Origin of the sequence: Curtobacterium sp. UNCCL20, assembly GCF_900101675.1 — a bacterium.
Classification (GTDB): Bacteria; Actinomycetota; Actinomycetes; order Actinomycetales; family Microbacteriaceae; genus Curtobacterium.
This window is the reverse complement of record NZ_FNKG01000001.1, coordinates 1,048,899-1,063,499: the sequence shown is the minus strand read 5'-3', so window position 1 is coordinate 1,063,499 and position 14,601 is coordinate 1,048,899. Positions and strand designations below refer to the sequence as shown.

The following is a 14,601-nucleotide window of genomic DNA, read 5'->3' as shown; positions in this document are numbered from 1 at the left end:
GACGCACGCTCGACGACCGCTGCCGCACTCGCGCACCCGGGTGCGGAACACCGCACGATCACCCCAACGCGGGGGACGCGCGGCCCCTGGTTCCGCCACATCACGCGGGCCGTTACGAAAACGCGACCAATCCGAATTGACAGCCGCGCCGATCCCGTGCGTAGTATTACCTCCGTTCCGCCGATGTGAACGGTCACATGACCGTCACGAGCTCGTCAGAAACGACAGCGCGGCAGGACACCGGACACGACAACGAGGTCCACACAGACTCCCTGTGCCCTTTCGTTGCCGCAGCAGAACCACCCGAAGAAACTGCCGCATCGCAGCGGCAGAAGGAGATGCACCGTGGCGTCAACCCCGATCGACACCGGACTCGAGACCCGGTCGATCACCGCACCCGAGACGATCCTCGAGATGCGTTCGATCACCAAGGAGTTCCCTGGTGTGAAGGCGCTCTCCGACGTCTCGCTCAGCGTCCGAGCCGGCGAGATCCACGCGATCTGCGGCGAGAACGGCGCCGGCAAGTCGACCCTGATGAAGGTCCTGTCGGGCGTCTACCCCTACGGCACCTACGAGGGCGAGATCGTCTTCGAGGGCGACGAGGTCCGCTTCAAGGACATCAAGCAGTCCGAGCAGGCCGGCATCGTCATCATCCACCAGGAGCTCGCGCTCATCCCGGAGCTCTCGATCACCGAGAACCTGTTCCTCGGCAACGAGCCCGGCAAGTTCGGCGTCATCGACTGGACCGCCGCGCAGCTGCGCGCCCAGGACCTGCTCGCCCGCGTCGGCCTCAGCGACGACCCGGACACGCAGATCAAGAGCATCGGCGTCGGCAAGCAGCAGCTCGTCGAGATCGCCAAGGCCCTGCACAAGGACGTCAAGCTCCTCATCCTCGACGAGCCGACCGCCGCGCTCAACGAGAACGACTCGCAGCACCTGCTCGACCTCATCGTCGGGCTGAAGGCCAAGGGCATCTCGAGCATCATCATCAGCCACAAGCTGAACGAGATCGAGCAGATCGCCGACGAGATCACGATCATCCGCGACGGCAAGACCATCGAGACGCTGAACGTCAAGGGCGACGGCGTCAACGAGGACCGCATCATCCGCGGCATGGTCGGCCGGTCGCTCGAGTCCCGCTTCCCGGACCGCACCCCGAAGATCGGCGAGACCTTCTTCGAGGTCCGCGACTGGACCGTGCAGCACCCGCTCGACGCGTCGCGCCTGGTCTGCAAGGGCTCGAACTTCCACGTGAAGCGCGGCGAGATCGTCGGCTTCGCGGGCCTGATGGGCGCCGGCCGCACCGAGCTGGCGATGAGCCTGTTCGGACGCTCGTACGGCACCTGGCTCGGCGGTCAGATCATCAAGGACGGCCACGAGATCAAGGTCACCAACGTCCAGCAGGCGATCGAGAACGGCATGGGCTACGTCTCCGAGGACCGCAAGGCCCTGGGGCTGAACCTGCTCGACACGGTCAAGCGCTCCACGGTCTCGGCCGACCTGCAGAAGATCTCGAAGGCCGGTGTCGTCGACTCCCTGGAGGAGTACGACGTCGCCGAGAAGTACCGGAAGCTGCTCCGCACCAAGGTGCCGACGGTCGAGGAGAACGTCGGGAAGCTCTCCGGCGGGAACCAGCAGAAGGTCGTCCTGTCCAAGTGGATGTTCACCGACCCGGACATCCTCATCCTCGACGAACCGACCCGCGGCATCGACGTGGGCGCGAAGTTCGAGATCTACGGCATCATCCAGCAGCTCGCAGCACAGGGGAAGGGCATCATCCTCATCTCCTCCGAGCTCCCCGAACTCCTCGGCCTCTCCGACCGGATCTACACGATCTTCGAGGGCCAGATCACGGCTGACGTCCCCGCGGACCAGGCCGATCCAGAAACGCTCATGCGCAGCATGACCTCCGCGCGGAAGGGCGCTCCCGTCTCATGAAGAACCTGAAACTGCTCTTCGGCAAGGGCAACTCCATCGGCCAGTACGGCATGATCATCGCGTTGATCGCGATCCTGATCATCTTCTCGATCGCCACGAACGGGCTCATCCTCGAGCCCACGAACATCATCAACGTGTTCCTGCAGTACTCCTACATCCTCATCCTCGCGCTGGGGATGGTGATGGTGATCATCGCCGGCCACATCGACCTGTCGGTCGGTTCGGTCGCGGCGTTCACGGGCATCATCGTGGCGCAGTCCATGTCGCAGTGGAACTTCCCGGCCTGGCTCGCCATCATCCTCGGCCTCGCCGTGGGTGCCGCGGTCGGCGCGTGGCAGGGCTTCTGGGTCGCGTTCGTGAAGGTCCCGGCCTTCATCGTGACGCTCGCCGGTCAGCTGATCTTCCGCGGTGCGAACCAGATCATCGGCAACTCGACGTCCGTGCCCGTCCCCGACGACTACACGACGATCGGCGCGGGCTTCCTGCCCGACTTCGGTCCGGACTTCGGGTTCTCCAACGGCACGCTGATCCTCGGCATCGTCACCTGCCTCGTGCTGATCTTCATGGAGGCCCGTGGCCGCCAGCGTCGCAAGAAGATGCAGGCCGAGCTCCTCCCGCTCTGGGTCTCGATCGTCCGCACCGGCGTCCTCGTCCTGGTGACCCTCGTCGCCACCTACCTGTTCGCCGCCGGCCCGGTCGGCACGTCGATCCCGATCGTCGCGATCATCCTCGGCGTCCTGACCATCGTCTACGGCTTCATCACCAAGAACACGATCTTCGGCCGCCAGGTCTACGCCGTCGGTGGCAACGCGAACGCCGCGATCCTGTCCGGCGTCAGCGCCCGCAAGGTCAACTTCTTCGTCATGATGAACATGTCGGTCCTCGCCGCGATCGCCGGCATGGTGTTCGTCGGCTACTCGGGTGCTTCGGGCCCGGCTGACGGCACCGGCTGGGAGCTCGACGCGATCGCCGCCGTGTTCGTCGGTGGCGCCGCGGTCGCCGGTGGCATCGGCACCATCTCCGGTTCCATCATCGGTGGTCTCGTGATGGCGCTCCTCTCGAACGGTCTGTCGCTGATCGGCCTCGAGTCGAACCGCGTACAGATCATCCGCGGTCTGGTCCTGCTCGTGGCCGTCGCCTTCGACGTCTACTCCAAGTCGCAGGGTCGTCCTTCGCTCATCGGCGGCATGATGCGGCAGTTCCAGCGGAAGGACACGGAACAGAACACCGTGGCCTCGCAGCAGCCGCGGTCCATCGAGGACCAGCCGGAGAAGGTCAACACCCAGTAAAGACGTGGCGGTCGGCCGCTCCGGTGGCCGACCGCACGAACCCCTCACCACAGCAATCCCTCCTCAACGAAGAGAAAGCAATCTCATGCGCAAGAAGCTCATCGCCGGCATCGGCCTGGCACTCGTCGCGGGCCTCGCCCTCAGCGGCTGCTCGGCTCGCGGCACCGACTCGGGCTCCGACTCGGGCATCAAGAAGGGCGACCTCATCGGTGTCGCCCTCCCGGCGAAGACCTCGCAGAACTGGGTGCTCGCGGGCGCCGCGTTCAAGAAGTCGATCGAGGACGCCGGCTTCAAGGCCGACATCCAGTACGCGAACGCCGGCAACCCGGTCCCCGACCAGCAGGGTCAGATCCAGTCGATGGTGACCAAGGGCGCGAAGGCGATCATCGTCGGTGCGGCCGACGGCTCGCAGCTCGGCACGCAGGTCTCCGCGGCGAAGAAGTCCGGCGCGACGGTCATCGCCTGGGACCGCAACATCCTGAACACCAAGAACGTCGACTACTACGTCGCCTTCAACAACTTCAAGGTCGGTCAGCTGCAGGCGCAGGCTCTCCTCGACGGCATGAAGGCCAAGAAGTCGAGCGGCCCGTACAACGTCGAGCTCTTCGCCGGTTCGCCGGACGACGCCAACGCCTCCGTGTTCTTCAACGGTGCGATGGACGTCCTCCAGCCGAAGATCGACGACGGCACGATCAAGGTCGTCTCGGGTCAGACCTCGTTCTCGAAGGTCACCACGCAGGGCTGGCTCGCGCAGAACGCCCAGTCGCGCATGACCGACATCCTGACGAAGTCGTACACGAGCACCGAGCTCGACGGCGTCCTGTCGCCGAACGACACGCTCGCCCGTGCGATCCTCACCGCGACGAAGGCGGCCGGCAAGCCGAACCCCATCGTCACCGGTCAGGACTCCGAGACCGCGTCGATCCCGCTCATCATGAACGGCACGCAGTACTCGACGATCTACAAGAACACGACGGAAGAGGCCCAGGCGGCCATCGACCTGGTGTCCGACCTCGCTGACGGCAAGACGCCGAAGACGACCAAGGACAAGAACAACGACAACGGTGCCAAGGTGGTCCCGGCGGTCGAGCTGACCCCGATCCTCGTCACCAAGGAGAACGCGGTCGAGGCCTACAAGGGCAACGACACCCTCGAGGCGCTCGCCAAGAAGGGCTGATCTCCTCAGCACACACGGACGGCCCCGTCTCGCTTCGGCGAGGCGGGGCCGTCCTGCGTCGGGCGGGCGACGTGCGGTGCACGCACGGGGCGTCGGACTGGCGACGTGCGGTGCACGCACGGGGCGTCGGACTGGAGGCCCGTGGCGGCGCCGCCACGGGCCTCCAGTCCGACGGCGGTCACGACGAGCAGTGCGCGGCGCGCAAGCGGCGGACCGCGTCGCACAGCGACGGCACGTCCACCCTGGCCGTCCCGAAGACCACTGCCGGCGTCGTGTCGAAGTACCGACGGGTGAGCCGCTCCCCCAGCAGCGACACCCGCGACCACGGGATGCCCGGTTCGGTCGAGGTGACCGAACTCGGGAGCATCCGGACCGCCTCACCGATCTCGACGAGACGCATCCGGACCGCGTCGTACACGAGCTCCTCCGGCAACGACCCGTCGTCGACGTACCGGCGGATCACCGCACACGCCGTGAGGACGTCGTCGAGGCGGTCCCCGACCTGCCGGCTCACAGCGGCACCGCGTCCTGCACCGCGTCGTTTCCCATGCCCGCCGCGTCCACGACGTCGACGCGCACGCCGAGGAGCTGCTCCGCGCCGTCCTGGATCCGCATCAGCGCGAAGATGCCGAGCCCGGGATCGAGGTCCACCATCAGGTCGACGTCGCTCGACGGACCGTCCTCCCCGCGGGCCACGCTGCCGAACAGCCGGGGGTTCCGGCCGCCGAAGCGCTCGACGATCGCGGTGAGTTCCCGACGGACGGCCGACACCCGGTCGCGGAGCGGTGGTGGGTCCTCCACCGGGCAGAGGTCGATCGTCGTCGTGAACCCGGCGGCGAGCAGGAGCCGCTGCAAGGCGGCGAGCGACGGTTCGCGGCGGCCGTTCTCGTACGTGCTGATGACGCTCTGGGTGACTCCGGCTCGGACCGCGAGCTGTACCTGGGTCAGCTCCGCGCGGAGCCGGGCGTCGCGGATGAGCGCGGCGGCGGACACCGGTGTCGCCTGCCGGGTGAGGACTGCGGTCATGCTGCAACGATACACAGAATGCAGAATTTCGCGCGTCCCCACGCTCCGGCGACAACCGGCCGCGACCCGTCGGAGCGGCGGCCGCTCGTCTCAGGAGCGCCCGGAGACGTCCGTCCGCAGGAAGTTCTGCGCCGAGCGTGAGGCCGTCGGGCCGCGCTGCCCCTGGTAGCGCGACTGGTACTCGGCCGACCCGTAGGGCTTCTCGGCGGGGCTCGACAGCTGGAAGAAGCAGAGCTGCCCGATCTTCATGCCCGGCCAGAGCTTGATCGGCAGGGTCGCGACGTTCGAGAGCTCGAGCGTGACGTGCCCGGAGAAGCCCGGGTCGATGAAGCCCGCCGTCGAGTGGGTCAGCAGGCCGAGGCGCCCGAGCGAGCTCTTGCCCTCGAGTCGCGCCGCGATGTCGTCGGGGAGCGTCACGACCTCGTACGTCGAGCCCAGGACGAACTCCCCCGGGTGCAGCACGAACGCCTCGTCCGGGTCGGTCTCCACCAGACGGGTGAGGTCGGGCTGGTCGACCGCGGGGTCGATGTGCGGGTACTTGTGGTTGTCGAACAGCCGGAAGAACTTGTCGAGCCGGACGTCGATGCTCGAGGGCTGGACGAGCGAGGCGTCGTACGGGTCGAGGCCGATCCGGCCCTCGGCGAGCTGGGCGGTGATGTCGCGGTCGGAGAGCAGCACGGTGGAAGCCTAGCGGCAGCGGGTCCACGTCGATAAGCTGCTCGGCTGCCCTGCACCGTGCGGGACGGCGGAGGGACCGACCGTGTACCACGTCACCGAACTCGACGTCCCCGCCACGATGACCGACGACCCCGCCCGGGTCGCCGCCTTCCGCGAGTGGGTAGCGGTGCAGAACGCCGCCGAGGTGTCCGTGACGGGTCTGCCGGAGATCCTCTGGACGCCCGAGGAACAGCTCCCCTATCTCCTCGACCCGGAGGCGCCGAGCCGGCTCGTCGCCGTCCACTCGTCGGACGGCACCGTCGTCGCAGCGGGGGTGTACGACACGAAGCAGGCGCCCGGCACGCCGAACTGCTGGATCTGGCTCGGCGTCGCTCCGGACCACCGCCGGCGCGGGGTGGGGACCCTGCTGGCCGATCACCTCGAGGCGCTCGCCCGAGCCGACGGTCGCACGCAGTGGAAGACCTCCGCGATGTCCCGGCAGGTCGGACCGGCATCGGGCCCGGGGTACCGACCGGCACCGACCGGGTTCGGGGCGGTGCCGGAGGACGAGGCCGCCGTCCGGTTCCTGACCGCTCGCGGCTGGCGGTTCGGTCAGGTCAACCGGATCAGCCGCCTCGCGCTCCCGGCCGACCCGTCCGTGGTCCGCGAACTCCACGCCCGCGCCGAGACGGCCGCCGGGCCCGGCTACCGGGTGCACACCTGGACCGGCCGCACCCCCGAGCAGTGGCTCGACGGCATCGCCCTGCTCGAGACACGGATGAGCACGGACGCTCCGGAGGGCGACATGGAGGAACCCGAAGACGTGTGGACGGCAGACCGGCTGCGCGAGCACGAGGCGCTGCTCGAACGGTCTCCGCGGACGGCGGTCACGGTGGCCGTCGAACACGTCGAGAGCACCACCCTGGCAGGTTTCACGCAGCTGGCGGTGCCGGACAACGTCGACCAGCCGGTGATGCAGGGGGACACCCTCGTCCTCCGCGAGCACCGCGGGCACCGGCTCGGGTGGCTCCTCAAGGTGGTCGGGATCGAGCGCGTCGAGCAGGACCACCGCGGTCACCCGTCGATCATCACGTTCAACGCCGAGGAGAACCGACCGATGCTCGACGTCAACGAGGCGGTCGGGTTCGTCGGCGTCGGCAGCGAGGGCGTCTGGGAGCGACGGATCGCCACCCCGGCGGGGTAGGGTCCACCGCATGACACGGTCACGGGGGTTGGACACGCTCATCACCGACGGGGTGTTCCTCGCGCACGAGGCACAGCTGCAGCTGGCCGACCGGTTCCCGGAGCACGACTGGGCCGTCGACCTGGGCGCCGGCGAGTTCCGTTTCACGGGGCCGGAGACGGTGACGCTGCCCGTCCAGCTGCTCGGCTCGGCCGCGCCCGGGCCGCGCAGCTGGCTGTGGGGATGGGCGAACCCGGGGCAGTTCCCGGCGCAGGTCGTCGGCGCCGCGAACGCGACCCGGGCCTTCGGCGAGCGGTACGACGTCCCGGAGCTCGTCTCCGGTGAGGTCCCGTTCTGGCCGGGCGACGAGGACGACGACCGCGGGGCCGGCTACGAGCTGTCCTGGGCGCTGTCGATCGCCGCACGACTGGCGACCGGGTCGTGGTTCGGGTACAGCGGCGCCGTCGGCGGGGGAACCCGGGTGTGGATGCTCCTCGACGGGATCCTGTTCGACCAGCCGAGCGCACCGCGCGTGCTCCGTGTGCTGACCGAGGGGCTGCAGTCGATCGAGGTGTCCGACCACCGGCGGGCGGTCGGGAGCTACGCATCCCTCCGCGGTGTCCCGTGGGACGGCACCACGATGACGCTGCCCGACGGGGCACTGACGCTGCGCTTCGACGAGGCCGGCCGGATCGCGCAGCTGCAGGGGTCGACGCCGCGACCCTGAGGCGGGCCGCAGCCGGCGTGCGCGACGCACGCCGCGCCTCCAGTCAGAACACCTACCATTGGACGGTCATGACCGTCACGCCCACAGCAACCCAGCCCGGAGGCACGGCACCGGACTCCGCGCCCGTCACCGCGCGCACGTCCACCGTCGCGACGGTCCTCGTCATCGCGATCCCGCTCGCCGTCGCGTGCTCGATCCTCGGCATGACGCTCACCGGCGCGTTCACCGCGAACCAGCAGCTGGTCTCCGCCGGTGACCTCGTCGAGTACGGCCTGCCGGTCGCACGGGTGGTGCACGACACGATGGCCGCCCTGACGATCGGGCTGCTCGTCGTGGCGGCGTTCGCGCTGCCGGCGCAGAAGAAGGACCACGGCGCGATGTCGAGCGTCCAGCACCGGGCCGCGCGCTGGGCCGCCGTCACCGGTGCGGTCTGGTTCCTCGCCGCGGTCGTCAGCATCGTCTTCACGGGGGCGAACACCCTCGGCGTGCCGCTCACCAGCCCGGTGTTCGCGCGCAACTTCATGCTCTTCGCGTTCCAGGTCGAGATCGGCCAGGCGCTCGTGGTCTCCGCCGCGGCGATCCTCATCAGCACGGTCGTCGCGGCGTTCGCGACCCGGGTGACGACCCTCGCCGTGTCGACCGTGGCAGGCCTCTTCGCCCTCCTCCCCCTCGCGCTCTCCGGTCACGCGGCCGGGTCGCTCGAGCACGCGAACGCGGTGAACTCGCTCGCGGTGCACCTCGTCGCGGTCTGCGTCTGGGCCGGCGGACTCGTCGCCGTCGTGCTCCTCCGCACCCGGATGAAGGGGGCCACCGGCCGGGTGGTCTCGCGGTACTCGACGCTCGCGGGGTGGGCGTTCGCCGCGGTGGCGTTCTCCGGCATCGTGAACGCCTCGCTCCGGCTCACCGGGCCGCTCGACCTCGTCACGACGACGTACGGGTGGCTCATCACGGTCAAGGCCGTGATCCTCGTCCTGCTCGGGCTCGCCGGCGTGGTGCAGCGCCGCCGTCTGGTGCCGGGCCTGCTGCGCGCGCCGCTCGACCGGAAGCTCTTCGTGCGGTTCGCCCTCGCCGAGATCGTGTTCATGGCGGTCGCGATCGGCGTCTCGGTCGCCGTGTCCCGCTCGCAGCCGCCGATCCCGCAGACCCCGGCGACCGGCGAGGACACCCGCTCCGGGCTCATCGGGTTCCCCTACCCGCCGGCCCAGACCGTGCAGACCTACTTCACCCAGTGGCACATCGACTGGGTGTGGCTCGCGCTGGCCGTCGTCGGCGCCGGCTGGTACCTGCTCGCGGTGCGCAAGCTCCGGCAGCGCGGCGACAAGTGGCCCGTCGGCCGCACGATCGCGTGGTTGCTCGGGTGCGCGCTGTTCATCTGGACGACCTCGGCGGGTCCCGCGGTCTACGGCATGATCCACTTCTCGTCGCACATGCTCCAGCACATGCTGCTGATGATGTTCGTGCCGCTGCCGCTCGTGCTGGGCGGCCCCGTCCTCCTCGCCCTCCGCACCCTGCCCGTGCGGAACGACGGATCGCGCGGTGCCCGCGAGTGGCTGATGCTCTTCACGCACTCGCGCTACATGCAGTTCCTCGCGAAGCCGGCCGTCGCGGGCGTGATCTTCGCCGGGTCCCTCGTCGTGTTCTACTTCACGCCGGCGTACCAGTACGCGATGCAGTCGCACGAGTGGCACGTCGCGATGGTCGTGCACTTCGTGTTCAGCGGCTACCTGTTCTTCTGGGTGTTCGTCGGGGTCGACCCGGGTCCGAAGCGGCCCCAGTACCCGATCCTCATCATCGCCCTGCTCGCGACCCTGGCGTTCCACGCGTTCTTCGGCGTCGCGGTGATGACGTCGCAGTCGGTGTTCGCGCTCGACTGGTTCCATGCGCTCGGGCAGACCAACGACGCCGCGCTCCTCGACGACCAGCACACCGGCGGCGGGATCGCCTGGGGTGCGTCCGAGCTCCCGATGGTGTTCGTCGCGCTGCTCGTGGTGCGGAACTGGATGCGGTCCGACGTCCGTGACGCGAAGCGCCTCGACCGCAAGGCCGAGCGCGACGGCGACGCGGACCTCAAGGCGTACAACGACCAGCTCGCCGCGATGAACCGGCGCGACTGACGCGACCGGCGCGGCCGGCGCGACTGACGCGACCGGCGCGGCCGGCGCGACTGACGCGACCGGCGCGTGATGTCCTCAGTCGCCGTGCACGATGCACACGGCGTCGAGGTCCATCGCCGCCTCGAGCGCCGCGGAGATCCCGGACTCGCCGTCCGGCCCAGCGGGCGTCACGGTGTCCACCCACCACAGCGGCGTCGACAGCGTCGGGGCGTCCGGCAGGATGCGCTCCACCTCGTCGAGCGAGTCCACGCGCCGGACCCCGAGGACGGTGATCACCGGGTGCGTGGCGTCCCGGCAGACCTGGATCATCGGGCCGTCGTCGAGTGCGCGGACACCCCAGGCCTCGTCGTGGAGCAGCAGCGCCTCGGCGACGTCGCGGGTCTCGACGGGCTCGCGGCAGAGCAGGGTCACGTCACGGGGCACCGTGACCGCCGAACGCGTGCGAACCGCCACCGCCGACGTGGTCCCCACGGTGCGAGGCGCCGCCGACGTGGCCGTCGAGCGTTCCCTCGTCGTGGGCGGGGTCGAGCGGGGCGCCCCCGACCAGCTGCAGGAAGCGGTCCTCGTCGATGCGGTCGAGGAAGGACTCGAGTGCCACCCAGCCGTCGTCGAACCGCACGACCAGTCCGCCGCCGCCGAACACCGACGTGGTGGTGCGCTCGGGCGGCCACACACCGTCACGGTCGAGGAACTCGGACGCCTCGGGGCCGACGACGACCGCCAGCGGCGAGGGTTCACCGTGCGACACCGCGCGGACGAGGTGGTCGGCATCGCCGCGTCGCTGCATCACCACACCGAACACCGGTTCGACGTCGTCGGCCACGCGGTGCACGGCGTCGAGGAGCCTGGACGCGAGCGCCGGGTCGGCACCGTCCTCGGGGATGGTCAGCACGGCCGACATCGTCTCGACGACGACCCCGTCGACGAGGTGCGCGGTCATCGTCGCCGAGAAGCCCTCGCCCACGGCGTACGAGGTCGAGACGCCCGGCGCCTCGTGCTTGGCGTACTGCGTGACGACCCAGCGGTCCCACGGCACGGTGAGTGGCTCAGCGGTGCCCCAGCGGGTGGGACAGGTGCCGACGGTCTCGCACAGCGCCTCGATCGCGGAGCCGATGTCGATCGCCCGCCCCGCGTGGTGCCGCAGGGTCAGGTCGATGCTGATCTGGCGGACGGAGTCGGTGGAGACGGGGTGTTCCGGGGACGGCGTGCCGAGGAGTTCCGGCCCGCGGTGCACGAAGTCCTCGATGCCGGAGGCCGCGACCCCGGTTCGACCGTCCCGCAGCGTGCCGTCGTAGTCGGCCACGGCCCACGCCGCGTTGTAGGCGCCGAGGGCGTGCCGCAGCGCTGGGGTGAGCGCCGACTGGCGTCCGGTGCGGAGGACGACGGTGCGTTCGGAGTCCGCAGCACGACGGAGCAGGGAGGCGAGCGGCTCGGTCAGCCACACCACCGGCGAGGAGGACTCGACCACGATGGCGGGGCCGACCACGTCGTCGATGAGGGGATGTCTGACCATCCGGGTCCTCCTCGGGTTCGGGGTCGCTCGATCCCCCTGGACGGTACACACGGGCACGACACCTGTCCGTCAGACGGGCGGGCTCACAGCGGGTACTCGGCTCCCACGGACGACTCGGCGGGTGGGGGCCTGGAGGCGCGGATCACTTCCCGCGCGCCACCTGCGGCAGGCGCACGGTCGGCGCTCGGCTGGCATCCAGCGGAGAATCCGCTAGGCTTGCGTCGTCCCGCTGAGCGGGATGCGCGAGTGTAGTTCAATGGTAGAACTCCAGCTTCCCAAGCTGGTAGCGCGGGTTCGATTCCCGTCACTCGCTCCAATCTCAGGCCGCGGTGCGTCGCCCTCTGTCTGTTGCTTCTGTCGCCGCGGTCGTTGAGACTCCGGCAGGCATCGGCCAGCGACCTCAGTGGGCACTGGGGCTCGGGTTCGCCAGCCGCCGTGCTCGGCCAACGGATTCTCCTCTCGAGGGGTGAGGATCCCGCCGCCCCGCTCGAGCGCGCGCTGCGATTGCGTCCACCGGTCGACACCGGATCGTGTCGTCGCGTCGCAGATCCTGTCGCTTTCGATCCCGACGACAGACGGTCTGACAGCTCGAGGTCAATCACCCTGGACGACACCCGTTTTCCGTGCTGCAGCAGCCCCTGGGACGGGACCAGCGAACGGCAGTGGCAGACCAACGGAGTCTGCAGGTGATCGGCCCGGACGACCTACGTACGACGGCAGCGGTCTCGCCGCGGGCAGTGGGACACATGGTGGCCTGCTGATCAGCCCGCGGTTCAGGGGGACGACCCCCATGTGGGACGCCCTGGTCATCGGACCGGGCATCCCACATGGGCGCATTCGAGTGCACGACGGTGCGGGGTGAGTGGTCAAAGACCGAGCGCTGACAAGAACGCGAGCTTCTTCTCGTTGTAGGCGTCGGTCCATGGGCCCGGCATCGCCATGTACCCGTGCCCCAGGATCGCCGAGCTCGCGGGCGGGACGTCGACGGCGTTCGTCACTCCGAGCTGGTCGAGGCGCTTGTGCAGGCCCTCGGCCTGATCCGGGAACGTGCCGGTGTTCCCGTCCGCGACGAACGTGGCCGGGAAGTCTGCGGTCACGTGGTTCGTGACGGACGCCTCCTTGTTCAGGGCTGGGGAGGTGCCGACGTAGCTGCGTGCAGACAGTCCGAAGATGAGGTCCTTCACCGCTTGCGGCGACTGCGTCTCGCCTGTCTTCTCCAGCTCGAGCGCAGGACTGTCGAGCACGACCGCTCGCAGAGCGTCACCGATGACCGGTTTCACTCCGATCTGCGCCGCGTAAGTCGGGTTGGTCTGGATGTTCGCGAACTGGCCGGCGAGCTGTCCGCCGGCGCTTCCTCCTGCGATGACGACGTCGGACATGTCGAGGCCGTACTGCTTGGCATTCCGCTGGAGGAAGGAGACTGCCTGCGTGACTTGTCTCACCTGCGTGGGGTACTTGACGGTCGGGGCGAGGCCGTAGTCGAGGCTGACGAAGTTGAATCCACCGTCCAGGACGGGGTCGGTGGTGACGGCGAAACCGCCGCCGGGTGCGTTGGGATCGCCATCGGATTTGGTCCCGCCGATCCAGCCTCCACCGTGGATGTAGACGTAGGTGGGCCGGGTGACCGATGCGTCGTCATCGGCGATGTAGATGTCGAGATAGCTGTTGGGGTACTTGTCCCCGTATCGGACGTCGCTCGTGAGCCGGTCTCCGTTCGCTGTCACTTTGACAGCACCCTCCGGTCCTCGGGGCTGGAATGACGGTGTCTGACCGGCGGCGGCTTGGATCGGTATTGCCACTGCCGCGGGGACCGCGGCGACCAGGAGCACGACAGCAGAGGTCGCCACGGCGATGACGACGAGGAGGCCGTTCGCGACGCTCCGCAGGATGCTGAGAAGGGGCGGCCGGCCAGACGGAATCACACGCTCCTGCCTGAGGGCGCGGCGACGCGTCCTGCTCAGCTTCCAGAAACCGGCGAAGCAGGAGAAGGCAACCACCAGTGCAAACCCCAGGGCCAGCGCCCACGCGGGGTACCAGGCGGTCACGAGCCACGCGAGCTGGGCGCCGGCGCTGATGATCGCCGAGAGGATCGTCACCCATGCCGCCTTGCTGCCCCGCGGGCTGCGCCAGGCCACACCTGCGGCGAGCAGGCCGACGAGCAGGAAAGATCCCGCCGCGGGGTAGCGCACGAAGAACGGCTCGGCCCAGGCAACGAGGAGCACGTAGAGACCGACGACGAGCAGCGCCCAGCGAGTCCATCGTGGGCGTTCGATTCGGGTGGGGGTCGGGTCGACCATGAGTCCTCCAAAGTTGCGGTTGACTGCAACAATACACTGAAGCGCAGACATGCAGAAGAGGTAAGGTTGCTGTATGGCAGCGACTTCGCTTCGAGAGCGCTCAAAGGAGCGCCGGTACCGAGCTGTTCTCCTGGCTGGCATGCGGCTGTTCGCCGAACAGGGCTATGACGTGACGACGGTGGCGCAGATCGCTGAGGAGGCGGAGGTGTCGACCCGCTCCGTCTCGGCGTACTTCCCGACGAAACTCCACATCGCCACGGCGTCCTCGTCCGCTGCGGCCGATCGCCTGATCCTCGCGTTGCGCGCACGCGACGAGGGTGAGTCGGTCGTCGATCGGATCGTTCAGTGGCTCCGCGAAGAACCGGCTTTCGTTCCCGAGGAGGAGTGGCGACTGAGAGCTGCGATGCTCGAGCGGAATCCGGTGCTGCAGGGGTCCGGACCGGAGGATTCCCCTCCCCTCCTCGCCATCGCGGCGGACGCGATCGCGGAGGACCTCGACATCCCGCCGGATCACCCGGGGGTGCAGATCGCGCTGGGCATCGTCGCGGGGATCGTCGTGCGCGTCGAACTGCTGTTCGGATCACACCGCGAGGACGAAGAGACCCTGGCACTCATTCACGATGCCCTTTCGGGCGCTGTCGACGCGGTCAGGCGAAGCAGCCGTTCATCGGACTGATCGC

The 14,601-nt window shown here is 68.9% G+C and carries 13 protein-coding genes and 1 tRNA gene; 8 read left to right on the top strand and 6 right to left on the bottom strand.

Annotated elements, in window-relative coordinates; translation table 11 throughout:
* Positions 1-414: 414 nt before the first annotated feature.
* The 3 genes from mmsA to BLT36_RS05285 all read left to right on the top strand — a co-directional run bounded on the left by mmsA (position 415) and on the right by BLT36_RS05285 (position 4,404).
* Positions 415-1,938: a multiple monosaccharide ABC transporter ATP-binding protein gene (gene mmsA, locus BLT36_RS05295; protein ID WP_175529571.1), complete on the top strand. Its 1,524-nt coding sequence runs from the start codon at positions 415-417 to the stop codon at positions 1,936-1,938.
* Entirely contained in the window at positions 1,935-3,227 is a 1,293-nt protein-coding gene (gene mmsB / locus BLT36_RS05290; protein ID WP_092092549.1) for a multiple monosaccharide ABC transporter permease, read from the top strand. The genes mmsA and mmsB overlap by 4 nt, the downstream gene beginning before the upstream one ends.
* Positions 3,228-3,312: 85 nt before the next feature.
* The gene (locus BLT36_RS05285; protein ID WP_092092547.1) at positions 3,313-4,404 is read left to right on the top strand and encodes a substrate-binding domain-containing protein; all 1,092 of its coding nucleotides are present in this window, start codon (positions 3,313-3,315) and stop codon (positions 4,402-4,404) included.
* 178 nt (positions 4,405-4,582) lie between these two features.
* Here BLT36_RS05285 and BLT36_RS05280 read toward each other — a convergent pair whose 3' ends face one another.
* The 3 genes from BLT36_RS05280 to dcd all read right to left on the bottom strand — a co-directional run bounded on the left by BLT36_RS05280 (position 4,583) and on the right by dcd (position 6,108).
* Positions 4,583-4,918 carry a HepT-like ribonuclease domain-containing protein gene (locus BLT36_RS05280; RefSeq protein ID WP_092092545.1) on the bottom strand — a complete coding sequence of 112 codons (336 nt, stop codon included), beginning with the start codon at positions 4,916-4,918 and terminating at the stop codon, positions 4,583-4,585.
* Positions 4,915-5,430 (bottom strand): helix-turn-helix domain-containing protein, encoded by a 516-nt coding sequence (locus BLT36_RS05275; RefSeq protein WP_092092543.1) that lies wholly within the window; start codon positions 5,428-5,430, stop codon positions 4,915-4,917. The genes BLT36_RS05280 and BLT36_RS05275 overlap by 4 nt, the downstream gene beginning before the upstream one ends.
* Before the next feature lie 90 nt (positions 5,431-5,520).
* A complete protein-coding gene (dcd, locus tag BLT36_RS05270; protein ID WP_092092541.1) occupies positions 5,521-6,108 on the bottom strand; it encodes a dCTP deaminase in 588 nt (195 codons plus the stop codon).
* Between the two features lie 82 nt (positions 6,109-6,190).
* On the opposite strand from dcd, the gene BLT36_RS05265 reads away from it, so the two are divergent.
* The 3 genes from BLT36_RS05265 to BLT36_RS05255 all read left to right on the top strand — a co-directional run bounded on the left by BLT36_RS05265 (position 6,191) and on the right by BLT36_RS05255 (position 10,111).
* Complete coding sequence (locus tag BLT36_RS05265; RefSeq protein WP_092092539.1) at positions 6,191-7,291, top strand: GNAT family N-acetyltransferase; 1,101 nt, start codon at positions 6,191-6,193, stop codon at positions 7,289-7,291.
* 10 nt (positions 7,292-7,301) lie between these two features.
* The gene (locus BLT36_RS05260; RefSeq protein ID WP_139166376.1) at positions 7,302-7,997 is read left to right on the top strand and encodes a DUF6882 domain-containing protein; all 696 of its coding nucleotides are present in this window, start codon (positions 7,302-7,304) and stop codon (positions 7,995-7,997) included.
* A gap of 68 nt (positions 7,998-8,065) precedes the next feature.
* Positions 8,066-10,111: a bifunctional copper resistance protein CopD/cytochrome c oxidase assembly protein gene (locus tag BLT36_RS05255; protein WP_092092535.1), complete on the top strand. Its 2,046-nt coding sequence runs from the start codon at positions 8,066-8,068 to the stop codon at positions 10,109-10,111.
* A 75-nt stretch (positions 10,112-10,186) separates the two neighbouring features.
* On the opposite strand, the gene BLT36_RS05250 is transcribed toward BLT36_RS05255, so the two are convergent.
* A complete protein-coding gene (locus tag BLT36_RS05250) occupies positions 10,187-10,522 on the bottom strand; it encodes a hypothetical protein (protein WP_175529500.1) in 336 nt (111 codons plus the stop codon).
* A 1-nt stretch (position 10,523) separates the two neighbouring features.
* Positions 10,524-11,624, bottom strand: a complete 1,101-nt coding sequence (locus BLT36_RS05245) for a DUF6177 family protein (protein ID WP_092092531.1) — start codon at positions 11,622-11,624, stop codon at positions 10,524-10,526.
* A 242-nt stretch (positions 11,625-11,866) separates the two neighbouring features.
* Between BLT36_RS05245 and BLT36_RS05240 the strand changes: the two genes are divergently transcribed.
* Positions 11,867-11,940 (top strand) — tRNA-Gly (locus tag BLT36_RS05240).
* 550 nt (positions 11,941-12,490) lie between these two features.
* Here BLT36_RS05240 and BLT36_RS05235 read toward each other — a convergent pair.
* Entirely contained in the window at positions 12,491-13,921 is a 1,431-nt protein-coding gene (locus tag BLT36_RS05235; RefSeq protein WP_175529499.1) for an alpha/beta hydrolase, read from the bottom strand.
* Between the two features lie 139 nt (positions 13,922-14,060).
* Here BLT36_RS05235 and BLT36_RS05230 point away from each other — a divergent pair, with 139 nt between their 5' ends.
* On the top strand, positions 14,061-14,597 hold the full coding sequence (locus BLT36_RS05230) for a TetR/AcrR family transcriptional regulator (RefSeq protein WP_092092527.1): 537 nt from the start codon (positions 14,061-14,063) through the stop codon (positions 14,595-14,597).
* The last annotated feature ends 4 nt before the right edge of the window (positions 14,598-14,601 follow it).